The sequence below is a fragment of the Faecalimonas canis genome (genome assembly GCF_054601575.1).
The window spans coordinates 30,772-44,469 of the sequence record NZ_BAAHSI010000003.1 but is presented as its reverse complement, the minus strand read 5'-3'; the positions used below and the strand labels follow the sequence as shown (position 1 = coordinate 44,469).

Annotated in this window: 7 protein-coding genes; all 7 read right to left on the bottom strand. The window is 35.8% G+C overall.

Annotated elements, in window-relative coordinates; all coding sequences use genetic code 11:
* Nucleotides 1-5: 5 nt before the first annotated feature.
* From ACYPXO_RS00515 to ACYPXO_RS00485, 7 genes are read right to left on the bottom strand one after another with little or no spacing between them, the layout of a single operon-like run.
* On the bottom strand, nucleotides 6-464 hold the full coding sequence (locus ACYPXO_RS00515; protein ID WP_459638798.1) for a YaiI/YqxD family protein: 459 nt from the start codon (nucleotides 462-464) through the stop codon (nucleotides 6-8).
* A 23-nt stretch (nucleotides 465-487) separates the two neighbouring features.
* Nucleotides 488-1,072: an SOS response-associated peptidase gene (locus ACYPXO_RS00510; RefSeq protein ID WP_459638797.1), complete on the bottom strand. Its 585-nt coding sequence runs from the start codon at nucleotides 1,070-1,072 to the stop codon at nucleotides 488-490.
* The gene (locus ACYPXO_RS00505; RefSeq protein ID WP_459638796.1) at nucleotides 1,062-5,846 is read right to left on the bottom strand and encodes a helicase domain-containing protein; all 4,785 of its coding nucleotides are present in this window, start codon (nucleotides 5,844-5,846) and stop codon (nucleotides 1,062-1,064) included. The genes ACYPXO_RS00510 and ACYPXO_RS00505 overlap by 11 nt, the downstream gene beginning before the upstream one ends.
* Nucleotides 5,847-5,860: 14 nt before the next feature.
* Complete coding sequence (locus ACYPXO_RS00500) at nucleotides 5,861-9,037, bottom strand: sacsin N-terminal ATP-binding-like domain-containing protein (protein ID WP_459638795.1); 3,177 nt, start codon at nucleotides 9,035-9,037, stop codon at nucleotides 5,861-5,863.
* Nucleotides 9,024-12,389, bottom strand: coding sequence for a DEAD/DEAH box helicase (locus ACYPXO_RS00495; protein ID WP_459638794.1), 3,366 nt, complete (start codon nucleotides 12,387-12,389; stop codon nucleotides 9,024-9,026). The genes ACYPXO_RS00500 and ACYPXO_RS00495 overlap by 14 nt, the downstream gene beginning before the upstream one ends.
* A 28-nt stretch (nucleotides 12,390-12,417) precedes the next feature.
* Nucleotides 12,418-12,654 (bottom strand): hypothetical protein, encoded by a 237-nt coding sequence (locus ACYPXO_RS00490; protein WP_459638793.1) that lies wholly within the window; start codon nucleotides 12,652-12,654, stop codon nucleotides 12,418-12,420.
* A gap of 13 nt (nucleotides 12,655-12,667) precedes the next feature.
* Nucleotides 12,668-13,687, bottom strand: coding sequence for a transglutaminase domain-containing protein (locus ACYPXO_RS00485; RefSeq protein WP_459638792.1), 1,020 nt, complete (start codon nucleotides 13,685-13,687; stop codon nucleotides 12,668-12,670).
* Nucleotides 13,688-13,698 lie beyond the last annotated feature (11 nt).

The window sequence follows — 13,698 nt, the reverse complement described above, 5'->3', positions numbered from 1 at the left end:
ATTCCTCATCTGCCTTCTTTCTCCCGTGCCATCAAAAGCATTTTTTCAAAAGACTGGGCGAATCTTTCATCATCTTCCTCCGTCCGCTTCTTCGGTCCCTTGATATGACATTTACGGGAACTTCTTCTGGCTTTTTTATTCAGGTGACGTTCCATTAGCATCTGATCAATATTATCATTCGTGTACCATTTACCTGATTGATGAATAGCATAAGCACCTTTTCCCAATGCCATTGCAGCTACACCGTAGTCCTGTGATACGACAATATCTCCTTTATGGCAGATACTGATCAGTTTATAATCTACTGCATCTGCTCCTGCACCGACAACAACAACTTCACTATAAGCCGATGCCAGCACATGATTCGTATCACACAACAACGTTACCGGAACACTATTTTCTTTTGCAATTTTTTCAATGATCGCAACCACTGGGCAGGCATCTGCATCAACAAATATTTGCATCCTTCTATTTCTCCTCTGAACCACTATAAGAATAAGCTCTGTTGCTCGTATTCTGCCTCTCGCTTTAGCTGAACTGGTACCTGATGCAGAATCTGTTCCATTTTCTTGTCATCAAACCAATCTTTCATCTGCCCTTTTTCCACTATCAGCGGCATACGATCATGTACTTTTATCATAGATTCATTGGCTGCTGTAGTCATAATCACAAATCGTCGTTCATTCTCGAACCAATCACAGAAGCCAGCCATATACAATACTGGTGCATCATATCTGGAAAATACACTTTTTTCTTTTATCCGATTCCATTCATAGAACCCGCTTGCTGGTATCAATATACGGTGATAGAGAATTCCATTTCGAAAAGAAGGTTTGTCCATAACAGATTCTGTTCTTGCATTTATAACCAGATTCTTTCCTTGTGAAACTGGATATCCCCACTTGCAGACATCCAGTTTCAATCCATGTTCTGATTTTTCAATAATCGGTGCTACATTAGTTGGAAAGATATCTCCTGCAAAATGTTCCTGCCGAATTCGTTGGTCTATATCATGCACTACTTTTTCGATTTCATCTGCCATATCAGAATCAATATAATATCTACCACACATTGTCATCACTTTCCTTTGAATGTTGATCGACTGTACATATTGCATCAATTTCTTTTAATTTTAACTCTTTTCCGACATGATATCGTAAAAATTTGTCTTTTAACACATACTTATCATCCCGAAGTACAACTGTGACAGGCTTATCAAAATGTCCATGTTCTTTATAATATTCAATCATAGAATCAATTTTCTTTTCTGCGGGCCTATTCTTTTTAAAACATGGTGGAACTTCAATTTGATTTATAGGAATGCTTCTTATACCATCAAAATATTCTGGTTGTGTCGTTGTGATTTTTCTGTGCTTTTCAGTTTCACTATTTCTAAGATAAATCTCTGCATTCTTTATATCCATTTCAATTTCATGCTTTTCTGATTCAGATAATTTCTCTGTAGCCGCAATATAAAAAGCACATTTTTCATCTTGCACACATCTTTTTCCTACATTTTCAACACAGTTAATATTGTAGCACTTATTTTTCTTCTCTTTGTATATACAGGATATATGAAGTAATAGATCACTTGATTGTTGTTCAACTCTTTCTTCTTCATTTAGATCACCAGGCAACAGTTCTTCTTTCTGCTCGGATATATTCTTATCCTGGTTTCTTTGAATCTCATCCGTTTTTTTTATACAGATCGCATTTACTTTTCGCAGTTTTAGGTTGCTGGCAACAACATATTGTGCATAATTATCTTTCAATAAATATTTTTGTCCATCTACTGCTACTCTTATGGGAAGATCAAGCTTTCCATACTTCTTATAGTAATTTTCAATATTCTCCAGTAATTCCTTTACAGGTTCTTTAAATTGAGATGAGTTTTCGACTTCTATCTGATTCAAAAAAATCTCTCTTTCTTCTGAAAACTCCTGTACTGATGACTTCTCTACTATTTCATCTTTCTGTGGTTTCTTTTTACCATCCCATTTTAACGCAGCAGACTTTCTTTTCTTGCTCTCTGTTTTATGCTCTTTTTTGTTAGTATTTGCTTCTTGATTTTTGTTGGATTCTGTATCATATTCTGCTATACTCTCGTCCACAACAATAATCAGTTCTGATAATGCTCTGGTATAGGCTATATACTTTTCATTACGACGCATTTTTGCACTTACAACAAAAGCCTTGTCAAATTCAATACCTTTCACTTCATCAACATACATAACAGATATAAAACCATTATCCATTGTTTCACCTATCATATTTCGTATGTTTTCTGGTAAAATATCCATATCAAGGTATTTCATTTTTTGTACAGTTCTTGGTAATAAAATAGCAACTCGTTCGGTTGTTACCATTAACCCTGCAAGTTCTTTCTCCAGATCTCTTCGTGAGATTTCTCGTACCTTTGGTCCGTCTACACCTGTTTGCAGTGTTTTAAGTCCAAAATTATCGTTACAGAAACGAGTAATCTGATTCGTATTTCTATAATTTTCATTCAACACATATTGTTCTGCCTGAAGCTCCGATAGCAATAGATTCCAATCTGATATACCTCTACCAGATTTCATTAACTGATTGGTGTCCCCGAAAATATTGAAAACCACATTATTTTGGTTTAATTCCGACAATAATCTATATTCATTTACTGCCAGATCCTGTCCCTCATCCACGCATATAAACTGCATATTTCCAATTTTCTTATTAAAATACTTCATTGCAAACATCAGTTGTACATACAAGTCATATCTATGACATTTTCCTGTGATGCTTTTAACACCATTTTTCTCTTTGAACCCCTGCACGGATTCATCATATATTTGCTGATATATATTCACTAAAGAATATTTTTCTAATTGTTCGTACAGATATTGAATTGTCTTTTTTATCTCTTCCGAATATTGTTCTGCTTCAACACGATGATATTCTTCGTAGGCTGCTTTAATATTATCATCAGATTCACTCAACTCATTGAAAAAACGACTATATTCATCTTTTGCATTACTGCATAATCGTACTTCATCCTGTACTTTTTTAACGTATACTGAGACTTGTTTCATCCATGCAAGGATTTCATCATCTTCCTTTCCATCCTTGCTCATGGACAAAATCTTCTTTTGTTCATCCAATTGCGTCTGTAAAGGAATTACCTTGGCTTTGACTTCTTCAATATCTGCATCCAGTTTTTCCAGCTTTGCCCGTTTTCCAAAAATAATCAATGCACCTTGAATACGGCCATATTCTTCCTGTAACTCCTGAATTTTCTTATTAAGTACTTCAATCTCCTGTTGCTTTTCCAATACGTATTCACCAATCTTGGTATTAACTCTTGGCAAAGATTCTTGTACAACGCTCTTTGCAAACTGTTCTGAAGCAGGAATTCGATCTTCCAGAAATGCCCTACGTTCTTCTGCTTTTGTAATTTTATCTTGGGCAGATGCAAAATCTTGTTCTTTTTTTCTTAACAGATCATTCAACGCATCTACACTATATTTCATCTGGATTGTAAATCTGCTCTCTTCAGTCCAGGAAATAGTTTTCTTTTCCTGATTCATCGCCTCCTGCAGTTGAATCAGAATGTCTACTAATCCATTACGCTTTTTCAGAATATCGTTATATGCACGTTCAAAATCATTTTTAAATTGATCAGAATAAATGTAATCCACATAATCCTGACGTACCTGCATTTCAGAAATAATTTTGTTTTCCGGTTTAAATGCAGAATCATACTGTAAAAGCATATCTAAATAGTATTGCTCAACAGATATTCTATGTACAGATCCTATTTGCAAACCTTCTGCAAGTCCTTTAATATGCAAGCTGAATTGTTCGTTTGGTGTCAAAATCAAAGCATTCTGTGAAAAGTCAAAATACCGTTGCTTATATTTTAGTGCCGAAAGTCTATGCAGTAAAACCATTGTTTTTCCTGATCCTGCACATCCCTGTACGATAATATTCTTATTAAAATCTGTATTAACAATCTTATTCTGATTTTCCTGAATGGTTACAAAAATATCTGTAAGGCTATGCTGTTTTTTACGCATGTTAAGCACACGTACCAGAAATGGATCCGTAATACCACTTTGAAATATTACATCCTCATCCGTTCGTAAATTCACATATCCATATAAAGACGCCTGATCAATATCAAATTGTCTGGATAATTTAATGCCATATTCTTTTCCATCTTTATGAACCTTTATGGTCTGATAATTGATCAGCTCATATCCCAAATCACTATTAGCTGAAATTACCTTTTTACCATCTTTCAAAATAACATCTGATGCACCGATATAATATGTTTCTGTCTCACCATCTGCTGAAATATCCACTCTGTATGAATATGGCTTTGGTATATAATTTTCTAACTCCTCTAATCTTTTCCCGTATTTATTTGCACTGAGCGATTTTGCGAAGGATAAATTTCCGTCATCATAATCACCTACTGCATATGGATTTACGTAATCCGTGCTTCCATGAATTTCTTTAATCTCACCAGTAATTCCTGACTCTATATTATTAAGGTGATTTCTTTCCAAATTAAATACTTCACCTGAAGTAATTTGATAATCTGCATCATTTACATCACTTATGATTGTAACTTCTGGTCTTCCCAAAGAGTAAATCACATTATAATCATCAATATCCATATAATACTTCTGACACTGCGAGCAATATCCTACCACAAAAATATAAGATTTTCTGCCGCCCTTTTTTTGATTTACCCAAATCAGTACCAATACTTCCTCTGTTTTATGTCCTTCCAGCGAACAATAAATAGAATCTAATACTACTACGGTATCCTCCTCAGTCAACTTGAAGCAATCCGCAGCATGACTATACGTATATATCTCACGTTTACCGTTTTCAACGATATAGTCCGGCTTTATTTCTCTCATTTTAATCAACTGTTTCTTCGGCCGCTTTTTAACTAATGATTCTGTTTCTATTACCGGAACACCATTTAAGGCACAATTATCTTCTATTTCCGCAACAGAAGAACTTCTCATAAGAATTTTATTGCATTTGTCGCAAAAGTATCCTGTGAACTCTACTTTTCGATCTTTATATTTTTTTATACAAGGAATTTCAAAAAGTGCTTCCTCATGGACAGGACATAGTGGATTGTCTTCTGTCCAGATTTCAGGTATATAGATTTTGTCCTGGTCTGCAATTTCGTAAGCCTTCATCTGACTTCTTAAATACTGGTTGCTAGTCTCCAAGGAATAAAAAGTATGAGCAATATTTCTTTTGGTTAATGCCTCATGAATATATTCTTTCCCTGATTCTTCCAAATAGATACGATTACATTGCGGACATATTTTCAAGACAACACCATATGTTGCCCCTTTCCCCGTATATCTAATTTGTTTCTCTTTGAATGGAACCCGATGTATGAAACATTTATCTGTCTTATCCGGAATCGCTAATGCCTCCAGCGGCTCCATGTTATCCTTCAATATTTCTGCTAATCTTTTTCCTTCATAGTAATTATTCTGGATTGCTATAAACTCTTCATCTACTTCTTCAGGTTCATCAACATCCGGTTCCACATCCCCACTATTCCGTATGTCTTGTTCTTCTTCAAATACTGCTGATGATTTCGGGTTTCTTTCATCTTCCTGCACTATTTCACTAGAATCATCGGTAGTATTTGCTGTATCTTGATTACTGCCTTCTACTGACACACCCAATACTTTAGCTATATCAGGTCTTGAAGCTAATAATCCTATTTTCCCAGCTTCATCTAATGTCTCTAAATAATTGATAAATTCTTCCGGAATATCATTTACGTCCATTTCGTCAATATCCCGTTGTTTAAAGAAATTTAATGCCATTTTTCTAATCCCTTTTATTTTTCATCGGCAAATATTTTGAATGCCTCTTTCAATGCCATAAAATGTCTTGGACTGTATCTAATCCTGCGTGCTTTGCCTTCAGGCATCTCTATTCCAATATCTAAAGTTTCCTCAGATCCTGGTTCAACTTCCATCTGCATTACCTGATCATATAAAGAAGATATCTTCTTAGAGCAATAATTATATTCTGCCGCACAGTTTGGACATAAACACAACGAATTCCATCCGTATTTCCCGCTATTTGCCAACCTCTCTGGTAGTTTACTAAATTTTATAATGTTGATTGCTTCAAAGTAATGTTCTCCATTATATTTTCGTATCTGTTTTAAACAGATCTGGCAATGGCCATCATATTCTTGCTCCAGGAATATTCTTTCTTCTTTATTACTTGGTCTGCTTGAAAATGAAAGACCTCTTGCAACACTTATGAAATTATCCATAGAATCGGCTAATTGGCGATCCAAATTTTGCTCTCTTTTCAGTTTTCCTTTCTCAGATATCGGTGAAATTTCCAACTCCCTGTCATCTTTTCCCGATTCTCTCTGTTTTCTATCCCCTTGTTCAATTAGTTCTTTTGCTGATTTTACCTTGTTTTTCTTTGCTTCCATCTGAGCTTCATTCTTTGCCATTGCTTTCGCAACTTTAGCTAATGCTTCTGGATCTGAAAGGTAATGTTTTATCAGATTTAAATCAGACTTATCATCTATATTTGCATCCAGCCATTCTGTCAACGCACTTTTTACCTCTTTAAACGGTAAAATAGCCATCAGTCTTTTGGCTGTCTTGTACTCAGGTAGCAAATCTTCTTTATCAATTTCAAGAGGTGTATGTGGAAAAGGATCTCCCTGTATATAAATCCATTTTTCGTAGCACAGCTGCAAACCAAGCATAGAGTAAGCCATCATACTTTCTACATTTTTCCCACTGAAATGCTGATCGTCTGCTGCCACTAATTCCCCTTGAATATCAAAGTTCATTGCATTTGGATTTAAAAACCTGGCAATCGCTAATGATTTTTCTTTTGTCATATTAGTAAAGATATCTGGAAATCCCTCATAATTAAAAGACCAATCCAATTTCTTTGATATATAAGTTTTAAAGAAAATGTTAGTTCGGTAATCAGACTCTGCCTTTGCTCCACAATACTTCCGAATAGCACGTAAATATTCGTCCCTTGAAGCAGGTATCATACGAATTCCTGCATTGCATCCAATCTTTTTAAAGAAGTCTTCATCTAATTTCAGACTCCTTATCGTTCCATCGAAATAAGTATCTGCAAGATATTTGATTCTTACAATACCCTTAACTAATGCATAGCCGCTTCTTGTGTCATTGGAACGAAGATACATCTCCTCGGGCCGGTACCAGTTCTTACCGTCTGTAACGATGTATTTATCTTTTATCCGTTCCAAAATAGATGTATTTGTATAAATAGCATCCTTAATAACTTTCAGATCGTCAATATTTTCTGTTATTGGATCCTTCGTTTTAAATTTTACATTTGCACTTTCATATTTAGGAAGTATGTTTTCAATCGTTTCCTGTTCAATATTGTATTCCGGTATTTCGAGGGCACGCCTATAAAAGCTCCGGATACTCTCATTTTTTATAAATGTACTTTCTATTCGATACTTTGCAATGTCTGGATTGTTCAAATAAACCTGTAATTTTCCATGTTCATCACGGGCACAAATTTGTTCCTGACTTACAGTTCTTACAAAAGGTATCTGAGAAACATCAATATAATGACTGTCGTAGGTTGCCCTTTTTATACAGTAGCTTTCAATTCTTGACATTAGTGCTTCCATCCAAGACAACTGTTTCTGGATCAGGAAGAATGCATCCATATTCAAGACTAAATCTTTCCACTCTAACGTCTCAAGTTTAAAGTTTTGATTCAAAAAGGCTCTGACATCACGATATGCTTCCGTAGAAAATTCTTTTGCCAGCCAGTTTATATTTCTCTTTCTTCTTAATGCTCTGAGATCATTATCGTCAAAAGTATCTACTATAATCCCCCATAGTGGTACACAGATTTCCTGAATCTTTTTAAACTCTCCAGGAACATTTGTTGGTAATAAAGCCTCTTCACGGATCATGTCTATACTGTTCTGGTATATTCCATACAATACATCATCTGCTTCGTACTCATAAACAGGAAAAACTGTATTAAATCCAGATACTGATAAATACTGATGATTTTTCATCCATTGGAATGCAAACCATATCAATTCTCCTACTGCTTTTATCAATTCAATATTATGCTTGCCATATTCTGCACCTTCTTTGAAATTATCCCTTGCCGGTGTCGTATCAAATGGTGCATGTATATAAAAATTCTGATGTGCTTCTTTTGCAGTCGGGAAAAACGCATATATTTTACTATTCTTAATTGCCTTCAGCTCTTTTCCTTCTACCCGGAATATAATTGCTGTTGCTTCCGCATTTGCATCTGTAAAAAACAAATAATCTGCATCTTTTGTTCTAGTTTGTTTAGAACGAGTATTCGTTATCGTCGTGTTCATACTCAATCCAAATACATTATCTGCGTATGCTTTTTTATCTAAAGAGTATTTTGCTTTATTTATTTCTATTTCTTCCGGATATCCGTCAATTTTTATCCTCACATCCGAAATCTGATTTAACATAATGATGCTTTCAGCCGTTATTTTCTTCGTTAAAGCATCTCTAATTTCCTGATATGCAATACTAGAAGGAACTTCCCCCTTATCAAAAGGCAGAATCATGCATGTTTCATCGTAAGCAATCTCTTGACTACCTGGTACTTCCTTGGGAAATAACTGATTCTGAATTACAAAATGATATTCGCCGGAATAAATATATGGGTGTTCCGTATAACAATACACCGACTTGAATCCTATTCCAAAATGTCCGATTCTGGTTCCATCTTCCTTTGTACCGTTTGCAATACCGCATACGCCTTCAATGTCTTTTTCATTAAAGGGACGTCCATCATGTTCAATAACCAGTTTTTCTTTCTCCAAATGAAATTGTATTCTTGTAGCTCCAGCATCTTCAGCATTTTGCAGGATTTCATAAATAAAATGCGTTCTATCACTGTATTGGTTAATAATGATCCGCAGAATCTTTTCAGCCTCTGTACCGTACTTGATTCTATTCGCATCACTAATTTGTTTATATAACTCCATTTTTACTATCCTTCTCCATAAAAACTGTCAGATATTGTATGTATTTTTTCGTTTCTTCCTCAGTAAATCCTAACTCCGTTTCTGTCATTTGGATTACTCTTTCTATATTTTCCGGATTACTCTTTAACTGATCAACCACGCCTATATCAAATAACAGTTTTAATTTTCGTCTTTCATTAAACTGCTCAGGTGCCAAATCTGATATTAATCCAAGTAATCTTCTTGGTGACTCCAATATTTCCAATCCATATTGATCCCGTATATACTTCATAGTATCAAGCATCGACTGATTCACCGCTTTTTGTGAGTCGGGTTCTACATCAAGAACTCCATATGCCAATAATTCAAATAATATATCTGCTTTGCTTTTCGCATCTTCAAGCTGATGCATATGTAAATCATAATCTTCCTGAGCAATACGAATTTTTCCAGTCATCATCTGAATATAGTTCTTCTTACCACTATTATTCTTCAATGCATCTTCTAGTGACTTCATACGTGCAGTATGACTTGTACGCAGACTGGCTTCTTTATAATTGATCATTTCTTCTGTTTTTTCTTTATGTTCTTTTAAAGCCGCAGTCCAAAAGCTATGATGTGTTGCATCTACCGCTTTCCAACTTTCTTCTTTTATGTCCGCTAAATAGTTTACTCCACAACTTTGCTTTAACAATTCGAACAATATCCTATTTAAATTCGTATTGGAAGAAACCGGAGTCATTTGAATATCTTCCCGTTCTCCAGATAATTTCCATTGATAAATTGCAAACGGATACACCCCAGCAGCAAATTGATTCGATTCCACACGTAATGAGGTCACAACTTTCCCCTTACTCTGTAAATAATCTGCTGCAAGTTTTACAAGGGGATGCGTAATTGAAAGCAACGTTGCTGACGGATTTTCTTTCCAACATTTACTCTCAAAAGTAATCTCCATTAACTGTTCTCCGGATTCCAACCATCTGCGCCACAACTTATTGATTTCATTCCGTGGCAATTTTGCTCGTTTAAAATCATCCAGGAGTGACATTCTGGCATCTTGAGATAGACGTAATTTTTTCAATTCCTTTGTACCCAGAATATATTCTTTATCGGCTTCCAATCTTTGTTTTAAATAGCACTGTACTAAATTCTGTATATTTTCGGATGAAAGCCAATAATTCGTAGCATTTTTCAGCTCGCTGTCAAAAGCAGACTGCGGAACGTGGATTCCAAACAGGTCCCTCTGTTTTTCCTCAAGTTCTTCCTGTTCCTTGAGAAACCGGACTTTATTATCTGTCATCTGCTGCATTTTCTCACGACGATCCTCATCAGATAATTGGAAATTATCAACCAGCTTCCTAATCTCACCTGTAATTTCTCCCAGAATATCTTCACAATCTCCAATTGAACTATGGAACACTCCGATTCTCATCAAACATCTTTCATATATATCTGCATCTACTGTTCCCGGCGTAACCATATTATAAATAGCAACACTTTCACTGGTCTGCCCGTTACGATCAATACGACCAATTCTCTGTTCCACTTTCATCGGATTCCACGGAAGATCATAATTCACCATACAATCGCAGAATTGATAGTCCAATCCTTCGCATCCAACTTCCGAAAACAATAGGATATCCAAGGCCGTTTTATCCTCGCAAGGTGTCTGATTCGGATTAAAACGTTTTCTCAATTCACGTCTTTCTTCATCTATGACATCTCCATGAATTAAGCCAACTCTCAAGCCTTGCTCTGTTAGTTTGTTATATAAATAGTGCAACGTATGACGGAAACTACTAAAAATCATTAGTTTATTCTTAGTTTCCGTTTGTTTTTTCTTAACAATCTCCATTAACGCATCAAACTTAGGATCCTCATCCGGCAGTGTGTCAGCAATCTCTAAAATTTCTTCTATTTGTTCCTGAATTGAAGAAAGTGATTTATCATGATTCAATGCAGAAAGATCAATAGATTCATCATCATTGTCTGTAATTTCATACAGATGCCTATAAAGAATACTTCTCAACATTGGTGCTAATCCAAACAGGCAGCTAGCTGTCTGACGTCGAATCGTTGTCATCATGAATTTTGTATTATCCGTACAATGAATCGTAGAGAAAATCTCATGCACGACCTCCAATACTTTATCATGTAACTCTCTCTGTTCAGGAGTAAATTCAACTGTAACTGTATAAGGCTTACGTATTGTAAATTCTCCAATGTCCCGACGCCTTGTACGGCTGATTAAATTTGAAAATGTATGCATATTTTCAATATCAGAAATCAGTTGTACTCTTTCTTCAACAGATATTTCGTTTTGATTTAGTACACGTATAATTCCTTCCATTGTCGGATTACCCTGAAATACTTTTTTCCCCCAGGAAGTATTACAGGCATTTATAATCTGTTCATAAGCGTTTTCTTTCCATCCCTCTTTAAATCCCCTGACATACGTTGAAGCCATATTGATGAACTGATTTGGCTCTGCCATATCCTGAAATGTCTTTCTGTCGATAATCAAATCTGGACGTAAAAGATTCAATAAAACAAATAAATCGTCGTATTGAAGCTGAACAGGGGTTGCCGTTAATAAAACTACGGCTTCTGCTGCATCACAAAACCGACTAACGGCACGATAGCCATAAGTCGCTGTATTTCTAATGTGATGTGCTTCATCGACGATTACCAGATCAAACTCCGGTGGATCCACTTCCATCAGACCTTTATGTTTTTTATTTCCAAATACATTACTTTCATCAAACAAGGAATACGGGATAATCGCTTTCTTATATTTTTCAGGCCATTCTCCTTCCATATCAAGTTCATTAATACAATGGCGGAATAAATCTCCGTCCAATGCCGTAAATTCCTCGCCAAATCGTTTCATCTCCTCTTCCCATTTCCGTTCAGAGACTAACGGACGAGGACAGATAATCAATACTGAATCTAAATTTCTTCTAGCCTGCAGTTCTCGAAGAATCAATCCTGCTTCTATCGTCTTTCCGACACCAACACCATCTGCGATTAAAAGGCGTGGTCTGTCCGCACGTATAAATTTAAGAACTGGTCGAAACTGGTGTGGAATAAAGTCAATCTTAGCTGTATTTAAAGAATACAATGAAGATATAGATGGATTGCGAATCAAAGACGCAGTCAGACCTGCATTGAATCTCTCTGCATCCACTTTCTCCATTTCTTCATCAGATTCCTGAATATCAATCTGTGATTCATAATATGTTTGCATACCGGCTGTTGTAAATACCTGATATCTTGTTTCTGGATATCCTTCCATAATATTCACTATTGCACCGGTAATACTCTTATCAGACTTTAAAGTAATTACCTGTCCCTGTTTAAATCTACTCATAACTCATTCTCTCTACTCTTATTTGTAATCAATGCCATCCCACAGCCTTACCTGCCTTGTCCGCACAGATAAAACCCAATATTGCCGCAAGATAACCAATCTTATGATTTATAATGCCAATAACACATAAAACTATAATCGCTCTGGTTCCAACCCATACCCCATTCGGTCCATGATTATGATTCTTCCGAACTTTAAAAAGCATATATTGAATAAGTAACGTACATACGAAATATCCAATCCCATAAATCACAAATCCCAGCATATCCTCAACCTCTTCATAATAGTTCTATACGGTGTATTCCAAGTCCTCTGTTAGAACTTGTTCTTACTCTACCATAACTTCTTCCAGCCGCCTGCAATTTCTGTACGATATAATCAGCTACTTCCTTCTCTATGGCAGATTTATTCAATCTGCCTTCCGCACGAAATTCATATATCTTTTCATTTTTCGCAATCAACCTGTCTATATATGCCATAAGCCGGTGCCGCATCTGAAAGGAACAGCCTCTCTGCACATAATAATTCGCTTTCTTGCTTCTACATATCGGTAAGTTACTATCTGCTTTGTGATCCTGATTCATTAACTCATCTGTCAGATTAAAGTAATCATATACCACGTACTGCTTATTCTGCCCTGTTGTACTTATATCCCAGGTAACATCTAACTGATACGGCTCTCCATCAATATCCACAATATTCCATGCATGAGACACACACTGTCCGCTTTTTATTGAATCACCGGTTGCAACGATACACTTCACATCAACTGCGTTCAGAAGAACCTTTACTGCTTTAGCAATTCCTTCGCATTGAGCTTTATGATGTGCAAAAACACCAAGAATATTGTGTGAAGCAATCACTCTGGATAGCTTATTCTTATCGCTTCCTTCATAATCATATTCAATATTCCGACAAATCCAATCGTGCACACGAAGTTCTTTTTCATAATCATTACATTCCAGCAACTGCAGCTTTCCTGCAAGTTCATTTACCATTTTTTCAATTTTTCGGTTATATTCTTTTACCTTTTCTTTCGTAAAAAAATACTGCGGACATATCGCAAGACGTCCAAACATATCACTGGCGGTACTGCAAGCTGACTGGTTTAAAAAGTAAATCAATGGATTATCCCTCGTCATTGCCATGAATATACGCTCAAAACTCTCTTGGCTAAATTCTCCACGCACTGGAATTGGAATAATCTCCTGATGTGACATTACACCTTTGTAAAATGCTTTATAGATCGCCTGCTCTTGTTTATTTAATTGGTGATAATAATAGCGATCTACAATCATTTTCCTGTGAC